This is a genomic window from Legionella pelazae, from assembly GCF_052527395.1.
In genome coordinates, this window is sequence record NZ_JBNVZS010000003.1 from 208384 (window position 1) to 234371 (window position 25988).

Genomic DNA, 25988 nt, shown 5'->3' on the forward strand with positions numbered 1-25988 from the left:
TAACCAAGCTTTATTGATTAACGCTTTCCTCGTGTTTGAGTAAGGCGTTAATCTCCGTTGAAATCTCACTAAGGCGAAAAGGAAGATCGCACCAAAAGTTCCACAAGATAGGGAACTCGTTTAAACGAATGAGAAACCGAATAAATTCCTCAACCAATTTTTCTTGACGCTCACGTTCAATCAGACTACGCATTTCTTCTTTCTGCTGGATTCGAAGCAGAGGATCCTTAAAACGAGCTATCTCTCTTGGCGACATAAAATAATCACATGTACCATCTGAGTTCTTAGTACTTTCTACTGGAATGAATCGTTGATGTCGCAGATATGAAGCATATGAATGTAGGGAATCATTGTTATCTGCGATCCCCATATCGCCCAATATTTTTCGATGAAGAGTTTCACCTTTAAGTAGAGCTTGAAGGCATTTAAATGCTTTTGTTCCTGTCTCATTGTTCATTTTCATTTCCTTATATATTTCTTTTAATCCATTGCTCAATTACTTCAGTGCGCCAAACAAGCACAGAATTAATCTTTGAAGGTCGTGGAAATATTCCTTTATTCCACCAGCGCCTTAGCGTTAATCGATTACGACCTGTCATTTGCTCTACATTTGTGATGTAAAGCAGCACTTGTTTTAGTTCTTGTGGCATTTTGATTTCCTATCTATTCAACCGAGTAAAAATGGTCTCATATAGGAATTAGGAATATGAAATAAGGAAATTTTTTGTATAAATATTGTGCTTTAAATTGGGAAATGATGTTCTTATTTACGGTAAATTACGGTAAATTACGGTAAATTACCCATAAATTACCCGTAATTTACCTTTGTGAGGGACTACCCGAAATAATTAAACTAGATAATTCTTTTTTGAGTTCAGATAAAATGTTGTCAAAAATTTGCTTAAAAGAGGATAAAGCCCTGTTGTTAGTAGATCCTGTAACCCCAAGTTGATTTTCTATTTTAAAATAAATCTTGTCTTTACCATTTTTATCAAGCAAGCAATAAACATTTTTTACTATTGGACCCTCATCATATTCCTCACCTTCATCCCGTAGCGTCTTTTTGTAATATGTATTTATCATAAGTTGTTTGAATTGAGTATAAGTAGTACAGATATCTGCTTCAATTAGGTGCCTAACCCATATTTCTAGAGCAGCTCGGATTATATTTTTTGATCTTTTATTTTGATGAATCAACGTTTGGCTTGTTGTAGGCTCACTGTCTATCTTTTTAGTGCCATCAAATAAATAATTAAATTCTGGCAGCTCCTGATAGATTCGTAAGGCTAATTCTTTTGAAACTTTAAAACTCCAATAATCAGGCACTTCAAGCTGAGAGTTTGTTGCTATAGCTGCAATGTCTAAAATACCTTCTCTTTTGGCTCTTTCTTGATGTTCAGGTAACATTAGAGACCATTCTCCCAATGGAAAACCCAATATCTCTTGAAGCTTGCCTATAAGCGCTCGGTGTATACTTATACGGTTATGTAATAGCTTTTTATCGTCATAATCGATATCACCATAATCCTCATAACGACCTTTAGCTGAAATTGCTAAATAGAGAGCTAACTCCTTTAACCAAATACTCTCTGGTAGCTGTGTTGGTATCAAGGTTACTGGATTATTTTTGCAATAACTTCTTAAACTTTTTAGTGATTCATAAGTTAAATTTGTTGTAGCAAGTCTATACAGCTCTAAACGTCTAATCCCTTTTAAAAAGCTGTCCTTTTTTATTTTTTGATCAGTAATACGATTCACGAGTTTAATTGAATCAAAGTAAGCAATAGCTTCCTTCGGTGAAACAAAAGTATGTAACATGTAAGTCTGAGTTTCCTCAATGGTATAATCAAAAAGATCTTGTTCTATCTCGTTATTTTGGGAAAGAAGGAACAAATATGTTTGAATTTCTTCTACTTGAGCTAATAAAACTGGTGACTCCCAATCAATTAGCTCTAAAAAATTATAATTCATTTCAGAAATACTCTGGAGCCAAGCTATTTCAAGAAGTGACAACGCGGGATAAGTGGATTCGGATAACTTATGAACATCAATTTTTACAGGATTTAAAGTACAAAAGGTTTTTAATAGTGGAAAAATTTTTATTTGAGCAACAAATTGCTTACTTAATGTCACAGATTATTACTCCATCAAAGCAATATCATCACTAAATGTGCCAAGCAAAAGAGGTGATGAGGCCCTTAGTTCTCTCCGTCGAGATAGCTTGGCGGCTCTATTATAGTTGCCTTCACGTTATGACGAAACCCTTAAGGACCATGCTAGGGGGCTTTTATAGATTTTAATAATAGAAATTTGGTAGTTCTAAATGCTTAGCTATAATTATAAATAAAGAGAGGGTTGGAGTGTACAAATGAAAGCAGTAATGAGCGACAGAATTAAAAAAATATTAAGTGATCCTGAAAAAGAGAAGGTATTAATTGATGCTTTGGAAAGGCTACACGCCGAGGATCGGCCTATCGAAGTAAATATAAAAGATATTGAAAAATTTAGAATTAAATTTGCCAGCGAGGTAGATTTAAAAAAATAATAAGGGAGAATAATGAATATTGCATTACCGACCCTATTAATACTTTTACTATTATTGCCAGGTCTTTTCTTTGTAAGCGGATATTATAAATTCGAACCCAGCGCTATAAATTTAATTCCATTTACTCATAAAACCACTTTATCTCTTTTCGCTGCCCTAGTTCTTCATCTTTGTTTCCTAGCCTTACCAGCTAGTATGGGTCTTACGGTAAACGCTGAAAAATTAATGGAATTTCTTTCAAATCCGCAAGAAGATATTTCAATTAGTATTGCTGAAACAAAAGCTGTGATTAAATATTTACTGTTAACCTCTATGGTCGGGTTCCTATTAGGAATTTTGCTAAGATGGCTAATAACTACTATTTTTAAGCTCGATAAAAAGTTTTTGGGGCTAAGATTTAATAATGAGTGGTTTTATTTTTTTAAAGGGTACGGTTATAAAGATGAAACAATTGAGTTAGTTGAGATTTACGCCTTAGTTGAAACTGCTGGTCAGTCTTTTTTGTACTACGGAATTTTAAAAGATTATTTTTTTGATTCTGATGGTAATATTTCAACACTTATAATTAGATCTGCCAAGCGAACCCTTAGTGGCCAATTTTCTTCTGAAATTACCGATAATAAACTAATTCCAAAAGAGTGTTTTCATAAAATACCTCAAAGCCACTGTTTTATTTTGAAATATTCAGAGATAGTGAATTTAAATATTTACTTTATCACCTCAGATTAAATATTATTTCTAGCTCGCTTTATATTGTAATCAGTTATTAAGTAAAAGCCTTAAATAAAATTTGTATTGTATTCTCTAAAATAAACAACATTTTCAACTAATAACTCTTCTAAAAAATAACTCCATGTTTCTAAGGCTTCCTTACGTTGGCGAAGCATTTCATTCCTATTATAAGTAGCCATAATTTTAGGCATTTTATGACCAAGACACTTTTCAATTACTACTGGATCAATTTGGAGAGTTTGGCCAAGCTGAGTACAAAAGGTTCGTCTTAAATCATGTGCTGTCCAATGGGGGATCCCAACACGTTCTTGAATGCGATTAATTGCCCGTGATAGAGCTTTTGGGCTGAGCGGTTCACGTTGAGTTGCTGAGAGTATAAAGTTTGATTGTGAAACAGATTTGAGTATTTGAAACATTGCCTTTACGGGTTCTGTTAAGTGGATTCTCATAATTTCATTTTGTTTAGTATGTTCTTTAGGGATAGTCCAAAGGTTATTTTCAAAATCTATTTCTGACCAAGTAGCTAGCCTAAGTTCTCCCGATCTTATTCCAGTATATAGAATGAGTTTGATAGCCAATTTGACTTGAATAGACATGCGGCTTTTGCTGTTATTTAAGAACAATAGCAATTCTTTAATTTCATTAATTGTTAAATAACGCTCACGTGGCTTCTCAATTCCTCCAATATCACGACCTTGTAATAATAAAGCAGGATTTTCTCTCAAAGCACCACGTCGTACGCCATAGCTCAATACTTGTTTTAAGGCTGCTAGTACTTTATTCGCATGAACTGGTGCGCCACGCTTTACAATCTTATCTAGCGCTTTAGTGATCAAAGCAGGGGAGAGTTTGGCTAATTCAATATCGCCGAGCAAGGGAATAATATCAGCATCTATGAGCTGTTTAATTTGTTGGGGTTGTTTGCGTTCTTTTTTAATGTAGTTTTCGTACCAAGAAAGCACTAGCTTATTTACAGTATTGTTTTGCGATTCTTTCTCCTGAGCAATAATGTCTTTAGGGTTTTTTCCATCACGACGTAATTGGCTCAATTCAATGAATTGCTTTTTAGCATTAGCCAAGCTCATAGCAGGATAATGTCCTAAGGTAATTTTGTCAGTTCTGTCAGCTATCTTATAACGATAAATCCAGCTTTTAATGCCATTGGGAGTTACACGAATGCCAAAACCGCCCCCTTCGTACTTTTCATAACGTAACGCTTCTGGTTTCAATCCCTTAATATATGTATCAGTAAAATTACCCATATTCTCTTCTTAATTATCGGGGTACACTTTGGGGTACACTTAATCTTGTTCTTAGATGAAATTGTTTGTGATCGTTTGAGCGTGATAATAGGGTGAAAACATATATAAATCAAGGAATAAAAATATTTTTTGATATGAGATGAAATTACTTGATATCTAAAGTAGAAAGAATGGGGTGCTAGTGGTCGTAGGTTCAAATCCTACCGTCCCGACCAGTAAACCCCCTTAATAATCAACGAGTTGCATCATAAAATTTAAATCTCATTTAAGTCAATAATTGGGTCTTTCCCATTTACGGGGGCAGCTTTAATCATCCGCAGAGGACCTTAACACGTGTTCTGTAATTTTCAAAATTTCTAAAGCCATAGGCGCTACGTTGATTAAGTTTTATCTCGCGATAAAAACCAGATATCCCTTCTACTTTTAGGCAAATGTAGAAATTGAAATTAACAATAAGAATGAGAAGGTATTTAAAACGTTAAAAGATAATAAATGATTGTATGTTTGTCATATTGTATTAGTTATTTTCTTGCTATAAAATATTTGGATTTATTTACATTTGATATTTTCATTAGAATTTTTATAGGAATAATTATGCAAAAATGGCAAATAGCGCCCATGAAAAAAGGCCAATCTTTTGCGGGTTATATTTACGATTATGATCCAGAATTCGAAATGTCTCCAGATCTTTTTACTGCTTTCTTTGAAGAGTATAGTTTTGAATTAAAATTACCTGCATCACTAAATACGTTAAAATTAGTAAAATTTGCAACAGGAAAATTTTATTTATCATTCTCTACTAATGATGAGCAGCAATTAAATAGTTTAATAGCTAGTTTGGTTAAATTAGATATACCTTGCGAAGTAAATAGAATATCAGCAAATAGTATTGCGTGGCATACTAAAGAAAATGGTTGGCCTGCTCAATTTTTACGTTGTACTATTTATGATAATGGGTTGGTTGCTACCAAAGAACAATTAGAGATTATATTAATCGAAATTAGTAAGATTCACTCCTTTTCTTCGCAAATGGTGCAATCCTTAAAAGAGATTTTAAAACTTAATAATGATTTAAAATTCACACTAGCAGTATCATCATTAAAAGAAGAACTCTCTACGTATATCCAAAACAATATAAACTTTTTTTCAAATGATAAAATTTCTAGTTTGCCGCTAGATTTACGTGAGCAAATTGCTACTATGAAGCCTTAAAAATAAAATATATTTTTGATAATTAACAGCTAGTTATTTATTCACTATTCTTAAATGTCATTAGCTTTTCAACACATGCAATTAGCTTAGTAGCGCACATTCTCTTGTAGTTAAAAAAATGCTCTTGCCTACAGGAGTAAATTTAGCTTTTTGGTAAGTTATCTTATAGGCTGCTTCATATTTTTTAGCTAAATTTATAATTGCCTCTGTAAGTATTAAATGATTGGAAAACAAATTTAATTCTTTTATTTTTTTAAATAATCTTAATACTCTACTTAATACAAAAGTAGCATGATAAATACCAAGCAAAGGTCTTAAGTCAGTTCTTATAGGAGAATTAAATCGCTCTGTTTCCTCATTTAATATAAGTGGATCGTAGGCGATAATTGTATTTAAAAATAAATGAGAGGTTTCATGAATTAAAAGCTCTAATAGAAAAAGCATAGAGTAATCGGCTAAGTTGCTACTTGGTAACGAAAGGTAGATAGCACCAAAAAATTTAGGCGAGGTTGCGCCTACATTAACTTTACTATCAACTAAATAAAGTGTAGAAACAAAGGTTTCTATTTCATGAGCAAACTTAGAATCAGCTGCAGTAATTAATTGAACTGCCTCCTTAACATCTGATTGAAATTGTTCTAGTTTACTAGGTATTGGAGTAGATGCTTGTAATTTATCGGAACCAAAAGCAACACACACCTCTTCATAAAAAATTTGCTTCTCCCAAGGCTCTTGCAGACCTAACCTAACTTGCATCTCCTGCATGTTCCAGGCGTAATCTACTTCCCTAAGAACGTTAACAATCTGCTCGACTAAGGCTACGTCATCATTCTGCATTTGCCTTAAGAATTATCAATGGCAACTTAATACTAGATCTCCGAAAAAGTTGAATATCTTGGTAGCTAAACGTAATTTATTACGCTATTACAGTTTTGCGCTACATTCTAACCCTATAGGAGCTATTTTTTCTGCTTTTAAGGGTTTAAAAAATAATAGCCGTGGTTGGCCGCCGAATTTTTTAAATTCTTCTGGCTCTTGTTGTTTAAGCGTCTTTTGTAAAATCTTTAATGAGCCTATATTCAGTGGGTGAACAGTAGCAACAATTTCTTTGATTTTATTTGTTTCATTTTGATTTGCTATTCTTGCAGCAAGGTATTTTATGTATTTTTTTCCTAAGATAGCGATTTCTGTTCCATAGCCTTTACCATTAAACTGTTTATCAATCATATAACCAATCTCCATGGCCTGATTATGGCCAGCACCAATATGAGCAAAGTCATTTATTGCTTGATGGAGAAATAAACTTCCAAGAAAGGTTTTTGTTTTTGCATCATAGACATTAAAAACGCCAAAATTCTTTCCTTCATTCCAGTGCTTTATTTCTTGTAAGATAAATGCTTCTACTTCTTGGGTGCTCCAGACTTTGCCTCTACCAAATAATTCTGTGTTTTCAGGATTAGATAAAAGGAGTTTATATTGCTCAATTAAATTTAATACATCACATTGGTTAAGCGATTTAAGTTCTAAACGCTGAGAGTAAATTGTTGCTTGATTGTTTTCTATTTTAACGACAACAGGTCCTATTCTTTTTGACTGGTATGTGATTATTGTCATAAAGTTGTTCTTCCTTAAACTGTTAGATTACATTATTTATAGCTGTAAGATATTTAGTATAAATATACCTTAACGCTATTGAAAATTATTTTATATAAAGATTAAAGTATAAGTTTAATTTTAATAGCCAATTTATGAAAAATACAAATAAGGATAAGCAAGTTAATGAAGTATTTAATAAATTTGCTACAGTAACATGCGAAATAGCAGGTAGCCTTTGGTCATTTATCGTTGCATTGGTATTAATTATTATCTGGGCGATAACGGGCCCTATTTTTAAATATTCAGATACCTGGCAGCTAATTATTAATACAGGTACAACTATTATTACCTTCTTAATGGTTTTTTTAATTCAACATACTCAAAATCGAGATACAAAAATTTTAAATTTAAAACTAGATGAATTAATTAAATCGAATCACCGTGCTAATAATTTTTCGATTGATTTAGATAAATTGAATGATGAAGAGTTAAAGCAATTAGAAATCGAATATAAAAAGCTATGTAACAAGAAAACAGGAAACAGCGCTTAAGCATGATTTTTTAAGATTGCAAGCACGGTATAAGTATCTTTTGAAAGGTATGATCTTTCTTGTGGATCTATGACTTCAATTGCCCCGATATTAGCATTAAGCTATTAAACTTAATAATGGATTATTTAAATTGAGATAAATTCTATTAGCATCATAAAAGGATACGTAGTTCTACGTATTGCAGTTGTTTTGTATTAATAATTATAATATTGGTTAAATAATAAACAATATTTAAAGTTATTAATTTGAGGTTAATGAAATGAAAAAATACGCACGTATCTTTATTATAGGACACCCAGGCGCAGGGAAAACATTGCTTGCGCAGACATTAGCAACTAGGCTTGGTTGGGACTTTATTGATGCAGATTTAGGGTTAGAGTATCAAATTGGCCGTACTGTGCATGAAATTATGGGACCTAAAGGGGCAGCTTCTTTCCTTAGTTGTCAAAAGGGTGTTTTATCTAATCTCTTAAAAAGAGAGAATATTGTTGTAGTGACTGATGCAAGTATTATAGAAAGCAAAGAGATTGCTAAACTTTTAGAAAAAGAATACTTAATCTATTTACAAGTAAGCTTCTCTACCCAAGTAGAGCGGTTATCACGCAGTCCAGTGCCGCTACTGCTAAAATCCACAGAAGTTAGCTGTTTTCTTCAAGCTCTCCATCGCCAACGTGATACATTGTATGAGAACTTAGCAATGCTTACGGTTAATAGTGATGATAACAATCTAGAACATCACATTTGTACCATACAAGAAGGTATAAGTGATATTAAATCCACTAAGCCAAGTACACAGGTAAATTTAGAAAAAAAAGATTTAACTCTATTTCATAAGACCCTGCATATACCCATTCCTTTAACTATACAGCAGGCAAAATGCGTTAAATTATTGGCTCAAGGTAAAGCATCTAAAGAAATTGCTAAAGAATTAAAAACTTCCTATCGGACAGTAGAAGGCATTTTAGCTAAAGTGATGGAAAAACTAGGCTGTCACACCAGCAAGGAATTATTAGCTTTATATCATAGTTAAGTTTTATTAGATTAGACTAAATTTCTCAAAGATGTTAAAAATTTAAAAGCGTTGGTAAATAAATTTCGTAGTTTAATAAATCATTCTAGGAATGAGGAGTCATGATCAGTAAAGAAAAGTGGGATAATTTGAAACATTGGATGCAAAAGCTTAACGTTCGAGATTCCCAGCTAATTGAGAAATTTATTATCGGTAGTGGCAAAGGTGGCCAAAATTTACATAAGACTGCTTCGACAGTTTATTTAAAATACCTGCCTTTAAGTATTGAAATAAAATGCCAAGAAACACGCAGCCGCGAGGACAATCGCTATTTTGCCAGAATAAGGCTTTGTGAAAAATTAGATGCTATTTATAGTGATGAAAAATCTAAAATACAGCAAGAGATTGAGAAAATAAAGCGCCAAAAGAAGCGCCGATCAAGACGAACAAAACAAAAAATATTGGCGGAAAAATCCAAGCAAAGCCAAATAAAGTCATTAAGAAAAAAACCTGCAGCTTATGACTAATAGAGTTTAATTTCCTGCATAAAAAAGTTCCTTATTAAGTATAGCTATAAAGTTACAGGCTTTATTTATCTTGTGTCAGGATGATTGAAATTAAAATTGTTCTTAAAATTATTCCCATGATTTTCATATTTTAACCCAAGCTAATTTAATTTTAATTAAAGCTTAGATTTGACTATTAATTAATATATTTAACAAAAGATTAGGTTGACTGACTTGCCTTCATAATGCACACTGTGATTCCAAATTTCAATAAGGAGAATTAACATGGCTAACGTTAGGCTTGATAAATATATTAATCCTGAGACACTAGAAAATCTTAAGCTTAATAAAAACTTTAAAGCACAAAAATTTGTTATCCCAGCTTATAATTTTTTAACAGGTCCTGTCCGTTCTAATACTACTTCTAATTTCTTTGCGCCCTATAAAGGCCTTACAGATGTTGCAAAGGCAATTACATCACCTATTTATGCGCCTCTAGCTTGGGGTGTGCTTAGTGCTGCTGTAGCAGCAGTTGCAGCCGTAAGTGCTCTTGCAAGCGTAGGTTACCTAATCATGTCTGGTGGTGCTCGTTTGGCAGGAAAAAAAGAAGCGTCTTCAGGTTATCTGTCAATTTCAAAACAACTAGGTATTTTAGCTGGCGTATCTGCAATAGGAACAGTTGCTTTAGCAATTATGACAGCAGTCTCAGCGCCTGAGAACCTAATAAAGTTAGGTACTCGTAGTTTTACCACTATTAAAGATAAAGTTAGCCAACCTAAGGAAGAGCAGCCTTATTCTTCATCTTATAATTTTGCTATCTAGTTTATAAATAGATTACGCGTTATTTAGCGTAATCTATTTACCATGTTTAACAGCATCACTTCTAAATTAAATTTAAAACATTTTCTTGCAGTAACTGATTAAAATTGCTGGCAGTTTTATTTACCTTTAAATCATATTTATTCTTATAGCTAGTAAGTAGTCCAATAACTTGCATTCCTGCAGCTTTAGCTGCTTGTATACCAAAAGGGGTATCTTCGATAACTAAACAGTGCTTGGGAGTAATGTTTATTCTCTGCGCGGTTAATAGATAACCTTCTGGAGAAGGCTTGCCATGGCTTACATCTTCAGAAGTTACAATTGTATTAAAATAAGTTTGTAATTTACCTTGCACTATTCTTGCCAAAGCTGAGTTTATTTCATTTTTGGTAGAACCACTGCAAATTGCTATTTTTTTAACTTGTGTTGCAATCTTGCTTAGAAATTCTGGAAATCCATCAATAATAGGTAAGGCAGGGCAATGTGAAATTATTTCTTGGTAAGCTGCAACTTTTTTACGTATTAACTCGGCAATATCTTCTATAGAAATAGCATAATTTATATCATGCATTAATTGAGGAAACATTTCTTTATCAGATAGGCCTAAATAGTTTTTTTGATAATCGTCATAGCTTAAAGTTAGGCCTAAAGGCGCTAAGACTTGGCAGCATGCTTTATAATGTAATGGTTCACTATCTAAAATAACGCCATCAAAATCAAAAATAATTGCTTCAATCATTTAGTGATATTCCTACTACTCTCATTTTTAGCTGAAGAAGCCTGTCTTTTCAGCTATCTTACTATAACTCATAAAGTTATTGGACATTTTTAAAAACCATTGACCCTCACGTGGCGTAATAGGTTAAAATTTGTATAAAAGAGAGGGCTGTATGAAATATTATCAGGTTAAAGAAGTTAGTCGGATGACATCCCTTACTGTTCGTTCGCTACAATATTATGATGAGATTGGTTTACTGCGGCCTACAAAACGGTCAGTTTCCGGTTATCGTCTTTATTCTGAAAAAGATTTATTAATTCTACAGCAAATTATAACTTTAAAATACTTGGGATTTTCTTTAGATGAAATAAAAAAGTTTATTGAAAATCCTAATTTTAATTTAAATGCTTCTCTTAAAATTCAAGCCGATGAATTACGCGCAAAAGCCGCAAGAATCAATGAAGCTGCCTCATTACTAACGTATATTGCTAGTCAAATAGAAATGGGCAGCTCGGTAAATTGGCAAAGCACAGCAAAAATTATTGAAATGTTGGAGTTAAATACAATGAGTAATCAAATACTTAGCAAATACGAGGCGATTAGTAGAGAATCAGAGTTAGGAAAAAAATCAGACTATGATTTGACTTATAATCCCGATAGGCTTTATCCAATACCGCGAGCTGGTAAACGGCGAGAAATAGGTCTCAATCCAACTGATTTGCCCTTTTTTGGTTTTGATTGTTGGAATCATTATGAAGTTTCTTGGCTTAATGAAAAAGGAAAACCAATGGTTGGTGTAGCTGAAATTATTTATGATTGTCACTCACCTAAATTAATTGAATCTAAATCGCTTAAGCTCTATTTTAATTCATTTAATAATACAAAAATTAAAGATAAATTCGCGCTAGAAAATATTGTAAAAAGTGATTTAGAAAAACGAATTGATGCTGAAGTTTTAGTGACTATTTATTCACTTGAAGAGGCAAGACAGTTTAAAATTATTGAATCTTTTGATGGTGAAACTATTGATAATCTTGATATTGAATGCTCTATTTATCAGGTTGAGCCTTCTTTTTTATCGGTCACGGATGAAATAGTAGGAGAAATACTTTATTCTGATCTATTAAAATCAAATTGCTTAGTTACCAACCAACCAGATTGGGGTAGTGTACAGATTGCCTATAAAGGTAAGAAAATTAATCGCGAGGGCCTATTAAAATATCTTATTTCTTTTCGAAATCATAATGAGTTTCATGAGCAATGTATTGAGCGGATTTTTGTGGACATTATGACTTATTGCAAGCCTGAAAAACTAACTGTCTATGGGCGCTATACAAGGCGAGGTGGTTTAGATATTAATCCTTATCGATCCACAGAAAATACTTTAAATATTGATAAGAATAAGCGCTTAATTAGACAATAAACAGCTTCTACAGTTAATTAGATTTAATTAAGCAAAAGCTAATAAAATATATTAGTTAGTTCCTATCACTAATAAACTAAATATTTATAGTTTAAAGAGTTTAGGTATATTTTATTTATTATCTAGAGAGTTAAACACCTCTCTTGCTAGTAAGATAGCGTTAGTTGCGGCTGGAAAACCACAATAAGCAATCATTTGCGTAATAACTTCAACGATTTCTTCTTTGGTCGCGCCACAATTTAACGCAGCTTTAATGTGTAATTTTAATTGTGGATGGGCATAACCCAATACTGTTAAAGCAGCAATAGTAGCTAGTTCTCTGGTGCTCGAAGCTAAGCTGCTTTTATGAGCATAGAGCTCTCCAAAAGGAAATTCTACATTTACTGTAGCAAAAAAAGGGGCGACTTCCTTAATTTTTTCTATGTATTCGTCAGCTTCTTTTTTCCCTAAATGTTCACGAATTACTTCTAGACCCTTTTCATATCGATTCATATCTGCTCTCCCTAAGTAGTTAGACTAAGTGGCCCTGTACCCTGTAACATAAAAAAGAAAGCGATAGCGGCAATAACAATATTTTTTTGAGCAGAAGTAAGATGGCCTACTCTACCAATTGAGACAACATCGGTTAACATAGCTTGATCTTCAGCTGTTGCTTGCTGAGATAAGCTCGCGGCTTTTAATTTGTCTGCTAAAGCCAAATGTACTCGTATGCCAAATAAACAATAAACAAAAGCAAGCAAGCCACCAATATGGCCATAGATTCCAAACAAAATAGATATACTAATAATAATCATTACAATAACCATCAGTACAACCTGTAAATCTGCATAGCGAGGATAAAGTAGGAGCACAGTTTGCTTCGCACCTTCCCAGTTCTGAAGAAATCCATAAATAGGATATAAAAAAAAGCCAGCGAAAACAAAACGCAAAACTATCCAGGCTATTATAGACATAATAAGCTCCTAATGTAGACTATCTGGGTTAACCATAGCGAATAGGGCTGAATTATCACGATAATCAATAGGGACATCGATAAGAACAGGCACCGTTTGTTGTTGTGCTTCTTTTAGGATTGGAATAAGTTCATCAGCGCTTTCTAATTCATAGCCTTTAGCGCCAAAGGCCTTAGCATAATGAATTAAATTAACATCGCCAAAATAAACGCCGCTAACGCGCTGGTACTTTATTTTTTCTTGTTCTAACACCATATTGTAACTACTATCCCGCCACACAAAGTGAACAAAATGAATTTTTTCACGAACAGCGGTTTCTAACTCTTGAGCTGAGAATAAAAATCCGCCATCGCCGGAAATAGAAATAACTTTCTTATCAGGAAAAGCAAATTTAGCTGCTATTGCCCAGGGAAGACCTACACCTAGCGTTTGTTGACCATTACTAAATAGTAATTGATGAGGTTGATAAGAAAGAAAATAGCGCGCCATCCAGATATATACAGTACCGATATCACAAGTTACAATTGTTTCATCATCTAAATATTGGCGTAAATCATAGATAAAGCGTAGAGGATGAATAGGAAACCCTGTTTCTTTTTTTCCTTGAGCAATTTTTTTATTAAGCGCTTCATGAAAGCTTTTAGCCTGGGTAATATCGCCAGTAACCTTTAATTGGGCAAGCGCTTCTTTGAGTAAAATTATATTTCTAGCAATACAGCCTAAGATTTCATACTGAGGCTGATAACAGTAGCGAACATCAGGTGATATTGCATCAATATGTAAAATTACTTTATCAGCTTGCGAATTCCAAACTTCAGGATCATACTCAACAGGGTTATAACCAATGGTAATGATAACATCTGCTTGTTCTAGCATTTGATCGCCTGGCTGATTACAAAATAAACCTATACGCCCCGCAAAGCAGGGATAAAGTTCGCGCGAAATAACCCCTGCGCCTTGATAGGTACTGACAGTTGCAAATTTAGTTTGGTTAAGTAGAGAACGGATTGCTTCGGCATTCTGGGGCTGACTTGCTTCTTCGCCTAGAAAAAGAACAGGAAATTTGGCCTTGGCGATGACATTAGCTACTTTTTTAATCGTACTTTCACAGGCCAATACTATTTCAGGTTCGGAACGTGGCGCTATAGCAACCTCTGGTGCATCTTCATGAAGTACATCTTGCGGAAAGCTGATAAAGCAAGCGCCAGCACGAGGCATTACAGCATGCTGAAAGGCCATTGCTATCACTTCAGCAATATGACTTGTACTCATTGCCTCTACACTATATTTTGTAACAGCTTCCATTAATTTGGTATTTTTCGCCGCTTGATGTGATGTTTTAAAGCGCATTGCACGTGCTACATTGCCACCAATTGCAACAACTGGATCACCTTCTGTTGTAGCTGTTAATAGCCCTGTAGCCAGATTGGCTACCCCAGGTCCCGAAGTAACTAAAACGACACCTGGCTTTTGGGTAAGCCGGCCATAGGCTGCAGCCATGAAGGCGGCATTTTGTTCATGCCGGCATAAAATAAGCTTAATTTTTGAATCAAGTAGTGCGTTAAATATTCCATCAACCTTGGCGCCTGGTAAGCCAAAAACATATTCAACCCCATGAGCTTCGAGACACTTAACAACGAGCTCTGCACCATTCATATCTTCATCCTTTAATAAGATCTCTTAACAAAACTATAAACCATAAATGTTATGAATGATAAAATAGTGTTAATTTTGACCAGTTAAAACGTACACTAGATGATAAATTAGAGTATTATTTATATTGGCCCAGGATGACTTAGGCTATCCTCTTCTTGCTGTGATTTTATTAATGGCACTGGCGTTTTACTAAGATAATCAGTATGAGGGCGCCAAAACGGATGAAATCCAGCTAAAATTTGGGTGGCTTTTGGTGTTGGTAATGCGTTTGATTGTTTAACAGATTGTCTAGGTATTGATATCGGATTACTGCGGCGAACTTTAAAATCAGCTTCTATGCCTAGAGGCTTAGGTTTTGCTTGTTTTTGCTCATGCGCTTCAACTGTAGCTTCCCTAACAGAAGTGAAGTCTCTTACTTTAGGCGAATAATAAAAACTAAGTACTCTTAATTTAAAGACAAGGAGAAATGCTCTAAATTTTGTTAATTCTCGATAACCATAATTACCGGGTTTATCTAGCATATCTTTATATTCTGTAGGTGAGAGTATTTTGATCGTTCGGACATCTTTACGAAAATACACTTTTCCATCTTTTCCTTGAATAAGCAGTGGTTGAGCTTGGCGCTTGGTATAGTCAATTTCAGGTAAAAAGGTTAAGCCGCCATAGGCTTCAGGTTTCCGAACATGTCCAGTTGTTATAACATGGGCAATGTCTCCTAATGAGTTATCCATCCCATTAATTAACATATTACTATTCTCGTCATTATTTCGCTTTGAATATGTTCCATCACCATAAGCTTGGCAATCTGCATGAAGTGCTACAAAAGAATCTTCCTGATGATGACTGCCGAGAAATCTTTTATGCTTTCTATACTTTACAAATTGAAACGAATTCGTTGTTGTGACGCCATCTGTATTATCTTCGTTATGCATATTGTTAATTAAAATACTGCCCCAAATACCAAACTGTTTGGGCATTGTCTGGCGCAGTAAGCCTATACGGCTTAAGTGCCCACCAGCAAAGTGATCGGAGTAGAAATGAAGCGTAAATAATTCGTAGCTGACAGCTAAAGCGTGATAACGGTTCTTTAATTCCTCATAAATTAAACTGTCATCTAAATTTTCTAATTTAACTTGGTATTTATTTGGGTTAGACTTGATTTTGTGAATTGTCTCTTTTATTTCTAAAGGAATAACGTCGCTTTCTAAAGTTATTTCTCCTTTAGCTAATTGCCCACAAATGTAAGCGAAGCGCGCCATCTTTAAGGTCGCGTTATGGCCAACTAAATAGGCTCGCAGGGACCAAGGTGCAAAATGAGCCTCATTATTTTCTAATTTAGCGCCATAATTTCTGACAGTAAAGGAGTAGACCAGTTGTTGAAGTAAGCTGGGTAGCGTTTCCTCTATTTTATAAATACGCTCTATATCAGTTTTTTTTACAAAAGGAGAGGCTAAATCATGGTAGGCTTCATTAAAGGCGTTTTGTTCTGATAATCCGATAGGCAAATCAATTAATTGCCTGTTTTCATCAATATTGGAACCTTGATTTAGGCGACATGGAAGCTTTAATTCATTACCCCATCCTGTTTTAGTATAATAATCACCAGCGAGGGCCACGATATCTCCTGCACTTAAATTTAAATTAAGAGGTACAGGAACGCCATCTACCATCTGCATAACAATAATATCTAATTTATTGCGAGGATTTGGATTGAGAGTGCTACTTCCGCGCAGATAAGGATTGTTGAATGTTTCAATTCGTATTTGATCACCCGCAGCTTTATGCTCAAATGTTTCCATCTTGTGGCTAAATAGAGGATATTGTGGGCATTATAAAAACAAAATATTAAGAAATTATTAAATAACTTAATTTAGCCTAAATTTTTGCTAACAGGGTATACTAAAGTTTATTATCAAAATTAATGCAATATTTCTTTAATTTTTCAGCACTTGTTCAATTTAAAAACAGTAAAATTTATTTGTACTAAACTAAATATATATTGTGACAGTCAGATAAATTATTATGCCTTGGTATACTGCAGCATTACAGCCTGTGATTGATAAAATATCTCCCCATCAAAGAAAGGAAGCAGCTCAATTTTTAGATGCTTGCTTCAATGTTTTAATTGAGGCTCGAACTAAGCAGATGTATACAGATATGTCCGAGAATGATTCAGATATAAGTCCAGATCCAGCTTGTAATTTAAATGCAAATTTAGATCCTGATGCAGATGCAGTTTTAGGCTTGGGTTTAGTTGTAGATAAAGAATTACAGGTAGAATTGGAACTAGAATTTTATTTTGGCGTTATTGAAAAGGCATATAAAAAATTTGCAAACGAAGAAAATGTGTCTTTTGATGATTTTGCTACCTACATGTTAGGGCTAATGGTTGTATATATTAAAATAGCTGAGGATAGCGTCGATATGAACAATAAAGATGTTATAGACGCGGCTTATAAGCAAAAATTATTGGCAATCTCACCGGAAAATTCATCTCTTTCCACTCTCCTAATTACCACAGAAGAAGGTGAACTAATACATAAAAATTTACGTTTATCTGATTTCCCAATCAAATTAATAGAAAGGTTAGAAATTGAATTACAACTGGTTGACCTCGATGTGCCTAAAAGAGATGAACTTCTATCTAATCTCCCTAGCGACATAGTAAACTGGTTGGAAAGAGAGTTAATAAAAGAGTTAATAGATAATTTGGAAAGAGAGGTATTAAAAGATTTAGATCATCGAATGAGTGTTGATTCATGGCAAGTTATAAGTATGTTAATTGCTTCTGAAGCTAGAATTCCTAAAGAAGTGGCTAAATATATTATTACTTTGTCTGACCGTTGGGAAGAAGAGGGTAGTAAAGCTGCAAGGCCTGTAGAAGGAGAGCCTAATGACGATGTTCGGCTGAATGATACAAAATTAGAAGAAATTATTAAGGGAGCAAATCAAAAGCCTATTACTACTTTAATTAAAGTAATTAGACATTGTATTGAGCAATCCATTAAAGAAGATAAAAAATCTTCTCCTCCTCTCTTTTTTCACCGCGATAGTGCTCAGAGTAAAAAAAGTGCAGCGGAAGAACTTATTAATGCATTGGAAGGAAAGCCGTCTTCTTTTTCTAAAGAAGATGGAGAAATCTTGAAAAGAGACCCAGGATTTATAGCGACGATTGGAAATTTATTAAGAGACAAGAAATACCGGGGGAATTTAGAAGATGCGTTAATCTCGACTAGGGAACTTAAAACGGTAAATAGTTTATTTAACCACTTTATCTATTTAAATGAGCTTAGAGAAGTTCCGCAGCCTCCTGATAACTATGTTTAGCCCAGAACTAAACAAGCATTTTAGTACTTACTCAAATATTTTATCATCTAAAACTTAAGTTCTTTTCTAAGCTCTCTATCTCTGTCTCTTCGATAGGTAAATTGATTTCCCAACGGCGAATAGGTTTTGGTAAGATTGTTTCTTTACAATAATCTTTTAAAGCAGATACAGAAATATAGGTAATATTAAACTCGTCAACTAGTTTTTTTTGTCCACTTTCAAAATTTGGCAATGTTTCTTTAATATAGAGTTCCCCTATTTGTTTTGAAAATTTTAATTCATTTGAGCTAACATCCCATATTAGAGATTTGCGGCCTTCGTTGGTTATTACGCCAACGAGTGTTTTTTCATCACGAATGGGTAAAATAGATGGATAACGTTCAAGTTTTAATAGGTTACATTGTAGTTGTTTTAAACTTGCCTCTTGTAAATCAGTCTGCATCAATCTCATCCATTCTCCGTTAATTTTCCGTTCAAGGATATAAAGATCATCGATGGGATAGAATTTAAATTGATCAGGGTATTGAGTAACTATTTGCTCAGAATGTGTAATTAAGAGCGGCTGCCTTGGCGCGCTTGCACCGAGACCTGGATCAAGTAAAAATTCTTGGTTTTCAATACACACGACTAAAAACATATGGGTGGCAGGTAATTGTAAAATTTGAGGAGCATTAACCGGCGCGCCATTTAATATACGAGCAATACAAGGTTTAATAGAAAAGCCTATCTGAGTTAAAGCATCATAAAGAAGCATAGCTGTTTGGTAGCAGTAGCCACCTCGATTATCACTAAGTAGCTTACCGTAACTAAAGAAATTTAATGAATTCCTTTTTAAAAGATGTTGTTTGGCGATGGATCTTAATTCAAAATTCTCATAAGGAAACGCCTTTAAATGCGCAAAATAAATCTCCTCCAGAAATTTAATTTTTTCGGTAGAAGGCAAAGAGGTGAGGGGCTTCGCACTAACATTTATTTTCTGTAAATAATTTTCTAAGCTAATCATCTTATTTGCTGTCTAGGCTTTTGCTAAGCAATAACATATCTTTTTATAAAAATAAATATTTTATTTGTGTGGTTAAATAAGATAGATATCGCTATGGATACTTAATTTATTATAGAAATATTAAATTACATGTCATAGCAACTATGTAAGTAGTTATTTAATAAATCAAATTTAAGTATTGAAGTTCTCTTTTTCTATGAAAAACTAATTTATTTGCTTTATGCTAAGGGAAAGGAATTCAGGGTTAAACCATGGCAGAAACGACGGAAAGCTTAAATAGAGATATCTTGCGTTATAAACGTTGGTTTATTACAGGTGCTTTACTAGTAGGGTATACTTATATTCATGTGAAATTAACAGGTCTTTACTATAAAATACCGCTAGAGAGTTGGTTAGATTTCACAGCGCCCCTTCCTTTCGGCCAGCGTCAGCTTGTTCCATTTTTAGCTCGCTTACTATTGAACGTGACTTCATTGCAGGCCTATGAAATTTTTTCTATTTTAGAACTTTTATTCGTTATTTTAACATTTTTTGCTCTACAAAAATTATTACAGTTAGAATTTAATAATAAATTAGCTCTTTTGCTCAGTTGGCTTTTTTTTCTTTTGTTACCTTTGTGTACGATTATAAATTATCGATTTAGTTTACAAAGCGGCGAGGCTGCTATTTTTTATCCTTATGACACGTCATCTCTCTTTTTTATTATTTTTGGCTTTTATGTATGTTTAAGAAAAAACTGGTCTTGGTTGGTAATATGTGTTTTTTTTGCAACCTTAAACCGCGAAAGTAGTATTTTAATTGTCCTGTTAACTCCAGCCTTATATCTGCGCTCTTTAAAAGATGCGTTTAAATTATTAATGCCATTTTTTTCGAGTTTAGGCGCTTATATTTTAGCTCGTTTGTGCATCTATTACTTGACCTTAAATCTACCAGGCTCATACACCCATTGGCATCGGTACGGTACTTCATTAACTAATTTTTTAGTTAATATGCAGTGGCTTTTTGCCAATCAGAATATTCTTATGTTTATGTTTGCATTTGCAGGATTACCCTTGTTTTGGTTTGGATTTTACGACTATATTCCAGTAAAGTATCGTCCTATTCGCTATATTACTTTTTTATATTTTTTAGGATTGCTATTCGTAGGATTAGTTGCAGAGACTCGCATCTTTGCTGAAATCGTTGTTTTAATTTATCTACCCGTATGTGTTGCCATATTTAACTGGCTACAAAATAATTATATTGTCGAATCCCAGCATCGAGGATTCCTGTATTATTTGAACCGCTACATTATTTTTCTTTTAATGATATTAGTTTTATTAAATTGTAGATTAATTGATTCTGTTATAAAGCAAACAGTGCCAGTGCCAGATTGGGGAAGTCTTTAGGTTAAAGTTGACTGTTTGTCTTTCGCAAAAGGGATTTACTATAAACATAGGGATATATGACCAAAAGCCAAAAAAGACTATTATTTCTCTCTAGTTTAGGGGGCGTCTTAGAATTTTATGATTTTATCATTTATGCTCTTTTTGCTAGCTATCTAGCAGTAGTTTTCTTCCCTGTAACACATCCTCTTGTTAGTTTAATGATTACTTTTGCTACATTTGCTATTGGCTATATTGTTAGGCCAATTGGTGGCATTATCTTTGGCCATTTTGGCGATCGCTTCGGCCGAAAAAGTACATTCACTATCTCTATTTTCTTAATGGCTATAGCCACCTTGGGGATAGGTTGTACGCCTGCTTATAATCAAATAGGTCTTAGTGCACCCATATTAGTATTAATTTTTCGAATTTTACAGGGTTTGTCTGTTGGTGGAGAAATCCCAGGCGCTATTACTTATGTTAGCGAATCTATACCGGACCAAAGGGGACTTGCTTGTGGAATAATTTTTTGTGCTTTAACAATGGGTATTGTTATAGGTTCGATAGTTTATGCAGTTATCGTAAGCTTACTTAATGATGTTCAGATGCAAACATACGGGTTTAGATTGCCATTCATTATGGGCGGTATAATGGGTTTATTTAGTTATAGAATGCGGCGTAAGTTACATGAGTCATTGCAATTTCAAGCAATTGAGAAGCAAACAGAAAAAATTCCTCTTTTGACTGTTATAAGAGAGCAAGGTAAAAATACTATAAACGGAGCCTTTCTTACGGCACTTTGTGCTGCAATTATTACTTCTCTTTTTTTGTTTATTCCTTCTTTTTTTAATGAAGTATTAAACTTATCTGCAACTACTTACCTTTGGGAACGTACAGCTTCAGTAGCTCTAGGTTCTTGTCTTGCTATCCCTTTTGGCTTTCTTAGTGATAAATTTAATACTAAAAAATTAATTTTAATGCTTAGTATTTTATTAATAGTATTGGCTTATCCTATTTTTGCTATTTATGTGTATTTAACGCCATATTACATCATATCATTATTACTCAGTGCACTTTTAATGGGATTTTCGGCAGGCGCTATTCCTGGTTTTTTAAGTAGACTATTTCCAACTTCTATTCGCTACAGTGGCATCGCAGTGAGTTATAATTTAGGGTTTGCTTTCTTTGGCGGCTTGACACCCTTTATTTCATTTTCTCTTATTTATTATACAGGTATAAGTACAGCACCTGCTTTTTATCTAATTGTAGTTGCGTGCTTAGCTTGCATATCATTAATTTTAGTAAAACCGCAAGTAAGTGAAAAATGACTTGCGGTAAAATAGTGAGAATTAATCGTTTTTAAGAGAAGCAATATCAATGACGAAGCGATAACGTACATCACTTTTCAGTACACGTTCATAAGCTTCATTAACTTGTTGAATAGGGATAATTTCAATATCGGCTGCTATATTATGTTGACTACAGAAATCTAACATTTCTTGCGTTTCCTTAATACCGCCAATTAAGGACCCTGCTAAATTACGTCGATTTCCAATCAATGTAGCTGCACTAACAGGAATATCTTTCTCTGGCACACCAACTAAAACCATGGTTCCCTCTAATTTTAATAGCTGTAGATATTTATTCCAATCAATGGGCGCAGAAACAGTGTTAATGATCAGATCAAAGGCGTTGTGTAACTCACGAAAAGCTTGCTCACTATTTAGAGCATAAAAATGATCAGCACCAAGTCGTTTAGCATCTTCTTCTTTAGAGGGTGAATGGCTTAGAACCGATACGTCAGCTCCCATTGCATGAGCTAGCTTAATGCCCATATGTCCTAGACCGCCTAAGCCAACAATAGCAACTTTTTTATTAGGTCCGGCTTGCCAGTGGCGTAAAGGCGAATATAATGTAATACCAGCGCATAATAAGGGCGCTGCTTCTGCCATAGACAGATTCTCAGGAATATGTAGAACAAAATTTTCATCAACTACTATACAAGTTGAATAGCCACCGTGCGTAAGTTTACTGCCATCACGCTCCATACTGTTGTAAGTCCACGTTGGCGTTTCTATACAAAATTGTTCCAAGTGATTATCGCAGGGCGCACAGTGTCTACAAGAATCGACAAGGCAACCGACGCCTACTTTATCACCTTCTTTAAATTTGGTTACAGCAGAGCCAACTTGAGCAACAGTCCCAATAATTTCATGCCCGGGGACCATAGGAAATATGGCGCCACCCCATTCGTCTCGTACCTGATGAATATCTGAGTGGCAAATACCGCAATAGTGAATATCAATTAAAATGTCATAATCACCAACATCTCGGCGTTCAAAAGAAAAAGGTGTTAAGGGTGCTTTAGCTGTCTCGGCGGCGTAACCTTTTGCTTTTATCATAAGTCATCCTCTATAAATTAATCTTTTAGCACTATAAGTGATAAAGGGAGGTTTTGCTATATTAAAGCTAATACTAGAAAGTAATAAAGATAATATAGAAGGGTAGACTTCTCTTCTAAATGAGTACCTTCGTTAATATCAGTAACAATGTATACTTATTAATCGATAAAATCTTATGCGATCCTTAAATAAAGTTTTCTACAGATGAATTCAGGCAGTCATTTTTTTTTGTTCAAAAAAGATACCAAATTTAATGGTGATTTGTTATAATGCTGGGCAATTTTTGCAGACCATGCGAAGGAGTAGCTATTGTCTAGTTCAGTGACAATTGATGCGGGGGATGTTTTACCTCGAAGTAGTATAATGGCATGGCTTGTTTGTTTATCGGCTGGCCTATTTTTCTTTTATGAATTTTTTCAGCTTAATATTTTTGATGTAATCAATCTGCCCCTGCGTCATGATTTTCATCTAGACGCTACTGAACTTAGCTGGATGTCTAGTACTTATTTATGGGCTGATATACTTTTCTTACTGCCAGCAGGCATTATTTTAGATCGATTCTCAACACGCCTTACTATTCTTATTGCAATGTTTCTATGCATTATAGGTACTTTTGGCTTTGCACTTACTAACTCTTTTTACTGGGCTTGTTTTTTTCATTTTTTGTCAGGCATTGGTAATGCATTTTGTTTCTTAGCTTGCGTTGTTTTAGTTTCTAACTGGTTTCCACCTCGAAGGCAAGCATTTGTAATTGGTTTGCTTGTAACAATGGCCTTTTTAGGCGGTATGATGGCCCATACGCCATTTGCCCGTTTAAATGAGTTATATGGTTGGCGTAATTCCTTATTACTCGATGGTGCTTTAGGCATATTATTACTAGGATGGATTGCTGCCATCGTCCAGGATAGACCTAAAGGAAGAGCAGTAATCAAAGGAGAAGTACAAACGCATATTATGACAAGCTTTGTACGTGCTTTAAAAAATCGGCAAAACTGGTTAGCAGGACTTTACACTTCTCTCTTAAATTTACCTATCATGGTTCTCTGCGCGCTTTGGGGCGCAAGTTATTTAGAGGTCGTTCATCAAGTTTCAGAACTTGCAGCGAGCAATATCGTCAGCTTAATATTTATTGGTAGCATCATTGGTTGTCCACTTGCAGGCTGGTTATCTGATCATCAAGGTAAGCGAAAGCCACTGATGATATTAGGCGCATTAGTCACTTTAATTACTGTATTGCCTTTTTTCCTGGGTATTAGACTTAGCCAGTTGCAATTAAGTATTCTGTTTTTTACTTTAGGCTTTTTTACAAGCACGCAAGTCATTAGCTATCCTTTAATCGCGGAAAGTAATAGAAAGGACAATACGGGCGCTGCAACTGGACTTGCTTCAGTCCTAATTATGGGCGGAGGAGGGATTGGCCAAGTTTTATTTGGTATACTAATGCAGCATCATGCTGGTTTAGCTAGTAATCATTATTCTGTCGCTGATTTTCAATACGCCATGTGGATGTTTCCTCTAACAGCTATCGCTGCATTGATTGCAGTGTTGTTAGCTAAAGAAACAAACTGTAAAGGCAAAGAATAATAACTGTAGTTAAAAGTGGCAATGATAGAGGAAAATGTAATGCACATCGCACAGCAATCTAATCAAGTAGCTAATTTTGGAAGTAAGTTATGGCCATGGGTTGTTTGTTTTAGTGCCTCATTATTTTTCTTTTATGAATGTATTCAAGGTAATATGTTTGCCTCTATTGCTGACAACATTATGCAAGATTTTCATATTCAAGCAGATAAGATGGCTTACTTATCAAGCATTTATTATTTAGCAAATGTCGTTTTTCTATTAGTGGCTGGTGTTATTCTTGATAGGTATTCTGCTAAAAATACAATTTTAGTAGCCATGTTACTTTGTATATTAAGTACATTTGTTTTAGCGCATGCGCACTCTTTTTATTTAGCATTACTTTGTCGCTTTATAACAGGAGTTGGTAGTGCATTCTGTTTCCTTGGGCCCGTTCGCATTGCATCACGATGGTTTCCACCAAGGCGAATGGCCATGATTACCGGCATTATCGTAACAATTGCTATGACTGGCGGTATGCTAGCGCAGTATCCATTAGCTAAATTGGTAGGTCAAATTGGCTGGCGAGATTCGCTATTACAAGTTGGCTGGCTTGGCTTAGGCATGCTTATTGTTATGTATTTTGGTATTGTCGATAAGAAAAATATTAACCCGCCCGTAGCAGTAAAAAATGGAAAAGAATTATTAATAATTGCAAAGCAGACTTATCTAAATAGCCAAAATATTCGTGCTGCTTTGTATGCAAGCTTAATGAATATGGCTATTGCTGTTTTTGGTGCAATGATGGGTTCTTTATATTTAATGCAGCGGCTAGATATTACGAAAGAGGACGCTGCTGTTATTAACTCTATGTTGTTTTTAGGTGCTATCATAGGCGGGCCATTCATAGGTTGGATATCTGATAAACAAGGACTACGCATCTTACCGATGAAGATAGCGGCACTGTTATCCTTATTAACTCTTTGTCTAATATTATATTTCCCTTTAAGTGCTCAAGTGATGAAGATTCTTTTTTTCTTACTGGGCTTTTTTACCGCAGCACAGATTATTAGTTATGCTGTAGTTGCTGAAAATAGCCCTAGCACTATGACTGCAACAGCAGTAAGTTCAGTATCTGTTTTAGTACAAGGAGGCTATATTCTTTATCAAAATTTATATAGCTACTTTTTAATCCGCCATGGCGAAGTTAAGTTTTTAAATAATATTCCTGTATATTCTTTAGGTGATTATCAGTTTGCTGCTTGTATGTTACCTATTGGCCTTATAATTGCTTTCCTTGGTTTATTTGGTTTAAGAGAAACATATGGAAAGAATTTGGAAGATTAATTC

Annotated in this window: 26 protein-coding genes and 2 pseudogenes; 14 read left to right on the forward strand and 14 right to left on the reverse strand. The window is 34.4% G+C overall.

Going from position 1 to position 25988, the window contains the following annotated elements:
• Window positions 1-10 precede the first annotated feature (10 nt).
• The 3 genes from ACQUW5_RS05485 to ACQUW5_RS05495 all read right to left on the reverse strand — a co-directional run bounded on the left by ACQUW5_RS05485 (window position 11) and on the right by ACQUW5_RS05495 (window position 2133).
• Complete coding sequence (locus ACQUW5_RS05485) at window positions 11-457, reverse strand: hypothetical protein (protein WP_444990207.1); 447 nt, start codon at window positions 455-457, stop codon at window positions 11-13.
• Window positions 458-467: 10 nt separating this feature from the next.
• Window positions 468-650, reverse strand: coding sequence for a helix-turn-helix transcriptional regulator (locus tag ACQUW5_RS05490; protein WP_444990208.1), 183 nt, complete (start codon window positions 648-650; stop codon window positions 468-470).
• 169 nt (window positions 651-819) lie between these two features.
• Complete coding sequence (locus ACQUW5_RS05495; protein ID WP_444990209.1) at window positions 820-2133, reverse strand: hypothetical protein; 1314 nt, start codon at window positions 2131-2133, stop codon at window positions 820-822.
• A gap of 235 nt (window positions 2134-2368) precedes the next feature.
• On the opposite strand from ACQUW5_RS05495, the gene ACQUW5_RS05500 reads away from it, so the two are divergent.
• Together ACQUW5_RS05500 and ACQUW5_RS05505 are read left to right on the forward strand one after the other, a co-directional pair.
• Window positions 2369-2545, forward strand: coding sequence for a hypothetical protein (locus ACQUW5_RS05500; RefSeq protein ID WP_444990210.1), 177 nt, complete (start codon window positions 2369-2371; stop codon window positions 2543-2545).
• A gap of 12 nt (window positions 2546-2557) precedes the next feature.
• Entirely contained in the window at window positions 2558-3274 is a 717-nt protein-coding gene (locus tag ACQUW5_RS05505; protein WP_444990211.1) for a hypothetical protein, read from the forward strand.
• Window positions 3275-3324: 50 nt separating this feature from the next.
• On the opposite strand, the gene ACQUW5_RS05510 is transcribed toward ACQUW5_RS05505, so the two are convergent.
• Window positions 3325-4539 carry a tyrosine-type recombinase/integrase gene (locus ACQUW5_RS05510; protein WP_444990212.1) on the reverse strand — a complete coding sequence of 405 codons (1215 nt, stop codon included), beginning with the start codon at window positions 4537-4539 and terminating at the stop codon, window positions 3325-3327.
• 310 nt (window positions 4540-4849) lie between these two features.
• Window positions 4850-4963: pseudogene (locus tag ACQUW5_RS05515) on the reverse strand (transposase); the annotation flags it as partial.
• Between the two features lie 170 nt (window positions 4964-5133).
• Here ACQUW5_RS05515 and ACQUW5_RS05520 point away from each other — a divergent pair.
• Window positions 5134-5751: a hypothetical protein gene (locus ACQUW5_RS05520; protein ID WP_444990213.1), complete on the forward strand. Its 618-nt coding sequence runs from the start codon at window positions 5134-5136 to the stop codon at window positions 5749-5751.
• An 81-nt stretch (window positions 5752-5832) separates the two neighbouring features.
• Here ACQUW5_RS05520 and ACQUW5_RS05525 read toward each other — a convergent pair whose 3' ends face one another.
• Together ACQUW5_RS05525 and ACQUW5_RS05530 are read right to left on the reverse strand one after the other, a co-directional pair.
• On the reverse strand, window positions 5833-6588 hold the full coding sequence (locus ACQUW5_RS05525) for an aKG-HExxH-type peptide beta-hydroxylase (protein ID WP_444990214.1): 756 nt from the start codon (window positions 6586-6588) through the stop codon (window positions 5833-5835).
• An 87-nt stretch (window positions 6589-6675) separates the two neighbouring features.
• On the reverse strand, window positions 6676-7365 hold the full coding sequence (locus ACQUW5_RS05530; protein WP_444990215.1) for a GNAT family N-acetyltransferase: 690 nt from the start codon (window positions 7363-7365) through the stop codon (window positions 6676-6678).
• A 134-nt stretch (window positions 7366-7499) separates the two neighbouring features.
• Here ACQUW5_RS05530 and ACQUW5_RS05535 point away from each other — a divergent pair, with 134 nt between their 5' ends.
• The 4 genes from ACQUW5_RS05535 to ACQUW5_RS05550 all read left to right on the forward strand — a co-directional run bounded on the left by ACQUW5_RS05535 (window position 7500) and on the right by ACQUW5_RS05550 (window position 10235).
• On the forward strand, window positions 7500-7898 hold the full coding sequence (locus ACQUW5_RS05535; RefSeq protein WP_444990216.1) for a low affinity iron permease family protein: 399 nt from the start codon (window positions 7500-7502) through the stop codon (window positions 7896-7898).
• A 259-nt stretch (window positions 7899-8157) separates the two neighbouring features.
• Window positions 8158-8928 (forward strand): shikimate kinase, encoded by a 771-nt coding sequence (locus ACQUW5_RS05540; protein ID WP_444990217.1) that lies wholly within the window; start codon window positions 8158-8160, stop codon window positions 8926-8928.
• 101 nt (window positions 8929-9029) lie between these two features.
• Complete coding sequence (locus ACQUW5_RS05545; RefSeq protein WP_444990218.1) at window positions 9030-9434, forward strand: peptide chain release factor family protein; 405 nt, start codon at window positions 9030-9032, stop codon at window positions 9432-9434.
• Window positions 9435-9698: 264 nt separating this feature from the next.
• Window positions 9699-10235 carry a hypothetical protein gene (locus tag ACQUW5_RS05550; RefSeq protein ID WP_444990219.1) on the forward strand — a complete coding sequence of 179 codons (537 nt, stop codon included), beginning with the start codon at window positions 9699-9701 and terminating at the stop codon, window positions 10233-10235.
• Between the two features lie 61 nt (window positions 10236-10296).
• On the opposite strand, the gene ACQUW5_RS05555 is transcribed toward ACQUW5_RS05550, so the two are convergent.
• Window positions 10297-10971 (reverse strand): HAD family hydrolase, encoded by a 675-nt coding sequence (locus ACQUW5_RS05555; protein ID WP_444990220.1) that lies wholly within the window; start codon window positions 10969-10971, stop codon window positions 10297-10299.
• Between the two features lie 184 nt (window positions 10972-11155).
• Between ACQUW5_RS05555 and ACQUW5_RS05560 the strand changes: the two are divergent.
• Window positions 11156-11275 (forward strand): annotated as a pseudogene (locus ACQUW5_RS05560) (MerR family DNA-binding transcriptional regulator); the annotation flags it as partial.
• Between the two features lie 240 nt (window positions 11276-11515).
• Window positions 11516-12373 carry an NADPH-dependent 7-cyano-7-deazaguanine reductase QueF gene (queF, locus tag ACQUW5_RS05565; RefSeq protein ID WP_444990262.1) on the forward strand — a complete coding sequence of 286 codons (858 nt, stop codon included), beginning with the start codon at window positions 11516-11518 and terminating at the stop codon, window positions 12371-12373.
• Between the two features lie 111 nt (window positions 12374-12484).
• Here the strand turns inward: queF and ACQUW5_RS05570 are convergent, their stop codons facing one another.
• The 4 genes from ACQUW5_RS05570 to ACQUW5_RS05585 form a co-directional block, all read right to left on the reverse strand.
• Window positions 12485-12865, reverse strand: a complete 381-nt coding sequence (locus tag ACQUW5_RS05570; RefSeq protein WP_444990221.1) for a carboxymuconolactone decarboxylase family protein — start codon at window positions 12863-12865, stop codon at window positions 12485-12487.
• An 11-nt stretch (window positions 12866-12876) separates the two neighbouring features.
• Window positions 12877-13326, reverse strand: a complete 450-nt coding sequence (locus ACQUW5_RS05575; RefSeq protein ID WP_444990222.1) for a hypothetical protein — start codon at window positions 13324-13326, stop codon at window positions 12877-12879.
• Between the two features lie 9 nt (window positions 13327-13335).
• A complete protein-coding gene (alsS, locus tag ACQUW5_RS05580; protein ID WP_444990223.1) occupies window positions 13336-14982 on the reverse strand; it encodes an acetolactate synthase AlsS in 1647 nt (548 codons plus the stop codon).
• A 119-nt stretch (window positions 14983-15101) separates the two neighbouring features.
• Window positions 15102-16781: a hypothetical protein gene (locus ACQUW5_RS05585; protein WP_444990224.1), complete on the reverse strand. Its 1680-nt coding sequence runs from the start codon at window positions 16779-16781 to the stop codon at window positions 15102-15104.
• Between the two features lie 253 nt (window positions 16782-17034).
• Here ACQUW5_RS05585 and ACQUW5_RS05590 point away from each other — a divergent pair, with 253 nt between their 5' ends.
• Window positions 17035-18309, forward strand: coding sequence for a hypothetical protein (locus tag ACQUW5_RS05590; RefSeq protein ID WP_444990225.1), 1275 nt, complete (start codon window positions 17035-17037; stop codon window positions 18307-18309).
• A 43-nt stretch (window positions 18310-18352) separates the two neighbouring features.
• Here the strand turns inward: ACQUW5_RS05590 and ACQUW5_RS05595 are convergent, their stop codons facing one another.
• Window positions 18353-19312, reverse strand: coding sequence for an arylamine N-acetyltransferase family protein (locus ACQUW5_RS05595; RefSeq protein WP_444990226.1), 960 nt, complete (start codon window positions 19310-19312; stop codon window positions 18353-18355).
• Window positions 19313-19563: 251 nt separating this feature from the next.
• Between ACQUW5_RS05595 and ACQUW5_RS05600 the strand changes: the two genes are divergently transcribed.
• Window positions 19564-20700 carry a hypothetical protein gene (locus ACQUW5_RS05600; protein WP_444990227.1) on the forward strand — a complete coding sequence of 379 codons (1137 nt, stop codon included), beginning with the start codon at window positions 19564-19566 and terminating at the stop codon, window positions 20698-20700.
• A 56-nt stretch (window positions 20701-20756) separates the two neighbouring features.
• Window positions 20757-22004, forward strand: a complete 1248-nt coding sequence (locus ACQUW5_RS05605; protein WP_444990228.1) for an MFS transporter — start codon at window positions 20757-20759, stop codon at window positions 22002-22004.
• 21 nt (window positions 22005-22025) lie between these two features.
• Here the strand turns inward: ACQUW5_RS05605 and ACQUW5_RS05610 are convergent, their stop codons facing one another.
• A complete protein-coding gene (locus ACQUW5_RS05610; RefSeq protein ID WP_444990229.1) occupies window positions 22026-23078 on the reverse strand; it encodes an NAD(P)-dependent alcohol dehydrogenase in 1053 nt (350 codons plus the stop codon).
• 363 nt (window positions 23079-23441) lie between these two features.
• Between ACQUW5_RS05610 and ACQUW5_RS05615 the strand changes: the two genes are divergently transcribed.
• Both ACQUW5_RS05615 and ACQUW5_RS05620 read left to right on the forward strand, forming a co-directional pair.
• Window positions 23442-24662 carry an MFS transporter gene (locus ACQUW5_RS05615; protein ID WP_444990263.1) on the forward strand — a complete coding sequence of 407 codons (1221 nt, stop codon included), beginning with the start codon at window positions 23442-23444 and terminating at the stop codon, window positions 24660-24662.
• Window positions 24663-24701: 39 nt separating this feature from the next.
• The gene (locus tag ACQUW5_RS05620; RefSeq protein WP_444990230.1) at window positions 24702-25985 is read left to right on the forward strand and encodes an MFS transporter; all 1284 of its coding nucleotides are present in this window, start codon (window positions 24702-24704) and stop codon (window positions 25983-25985) included.
• Window positions 25986-25988: the final 3 nt, after the last annotated feature.

Excerpts from the sequence above, each read along its gene's own strand:
- ACQUW5_RS05485 (WP_444990207.1), bottom strand. The coding sequence starts at position 457 with ATGAACAATGAGACAGGAACAAAAGCATTTAAATGCCTTCAAGCTCTA.
- ACQUW5_RS05490 (WP_444990208.1), bottom strand. The coding sequence starts at position 650 with ATGCCACAAGAACTAAAACAAGTGCTGCTTTACATCACAAATGTAGAG.
- ACQUW5_RS05500 (WP_444990210.1), top strand. The coding sequence starts at position 2,369 with ATGAAAGCAGTAATGAGCGACAGAATTAAAAAAATATTAAGTGATCCT.
- ACQUW5_RS05505 (WP_444990211.1), top strand. The coding sequence starts at position 2,558 with ATGAATATTGCATTACCGACCCTATTAATACTTTTACTATTATTGCCA.
- ACQUW5_RS05510 (WP_444990212.1), bottom strand. The coding sequence starts at position 4,539 with ATGGGTAATTTTACTGATACATATATTAAGGGATTGAAACCAGAAGCG.
- ACQUW5_RS05520 (WP_444990213.1), top strand. The coding sequence starts at position 5,134 with ATGCAAAAATGGCAAATAGCGCCCATGAAAAAAGGCCAATCTTTTGCG.
- ACQUW5_RS05525 (WP_444990214.1), bottom strand. The coding sequence starts at position 6,588 with ATGCAGAATGATGACGTAGCCTTAGTCGAGCAGATTGTTAACGTTCTT.
- ACQUW5_RS05530 (WP_444990215.1), bottom strand. The coding sequence starts at position 7,365 with ATGACAATAATCACATACCAGTCAAAAAGAATAGGACCTGTTGTCGTT.
- ACQUW5_RS05535 (WP_444990216.1), top strand. The coding sequence starts at position 7,500 with ATGAAAAATACAAATAAGGATAAGCAAGTTAATGAAGTATTTAATAAA.
- ACQUW5_RS05540 (WP_444990217.1), top strand. The coding sequence starts at position 8,158 with ATGAAAAAATACGCACGTATCTTTATTATAGGACACCCAGGCGCAGGG.
- ACQUW5_RS05545 (WP_444990218.1), top strand. The coding sequence starts at position 9,030 with ATGATCAGTAAAGAAAAGTGGGATAATTTGAAACATTGGATGCAAAAG.
- ACQUW5_RS05550 (WP_444990219.1), top strand. The coding sequence starts at position 9,699 with ATGGCTAACGTTAGGCTTGATAAATATATTAATCCTGAGACACTAGAA.
- ACQUW5_RS05555 (WP_444990220.1), bottom strand. The coding sequence starts at position 10,971 with ATGATTGAAGCAATTATTTTTGATTTTGATGGCGTTATTTTAGATAGT.
- queF (WP_444990262.1), top strand. The coding sequence starts at position 11,516 with ATGAGTAATCAAATACTTAGCAAATACGAGGCGATTAGTAGAGAATCA.
- ACQUW5_RS05570 (WP_444990221.1), bottom strand. The coding sequence starts at position 12,865 with ATGAATCGATATGAAAAGGGTCTAGAAGTAATTCGTGAACATTTAGGG.
- ACQUW5_RS05575 (WP_444990222.1), bottom strand. The coding sequence starts at position 13,326 with ATGTCTATAATAGCCTGGATAGTTTTGCGTTTTGTTTTCGCTGGCTTT.
- alsS (WP_444990223.1), bottom strand. The coding sequence starts at position 14,982 with ATGAATGGTGCAGAGCTCGTTGTTAAGTGTCTCGAAGCTCATGGGGTT.
- ACQUW5_RS05585 (WP_444990224.1), bottom strand. The coding sequence starts at position 16,781 with ATGGAAACATTTGAGCATAAAGCTGCGGGTGATCAAATACGAATTGAA.
- ACQUW5_RS05595 (WP_444990226.1), bottom strand. The coding sequence starts at position 19,312 with ATGATTAGCTTAGAAAATTATTTACAGAAAATAAATGTTAGTGCGAAG.
- ACQUW5_RS05600 (WP_444990227.1), top strand. The coding sequence starts at position 19,564 with ATGGCAGAAACGACGGAAAGCTTAAATAGAGATATCTTGCGTTATAAA.
- ACQUW5_RS05605 (WP_444990228.1), top strand. The coding sequence starts at position 20,757 with ATGACCAAAAGCCAAAAAAGACTATTATTTCTCTCTAGTTTAGGGGGC.
- ACQUW5_RS05610 (WP_444990229.1), bottom strand. The coding sequence starts at position 23,078 with ATGATAAAAGCAAAAGGTTACGCCGCCGAGACAGCTAAAGCACCCTTA.
- ACQUW5_RS05615 (WP_444990263.1), top strand. The coding sequence starts at position 23,442 with ATGGCATGGCTTGTTTGTTTATCGGCTGGCCTATTTTTCTTTTATGAA.
- ACQUW5_RS05620 (WP_444990230.1), top strand. The coding sequence starts at position 24,702 with ATGCACATCGCACAGCAATCTAATCAAGTAGCTAATTTTGGAAGTAAG.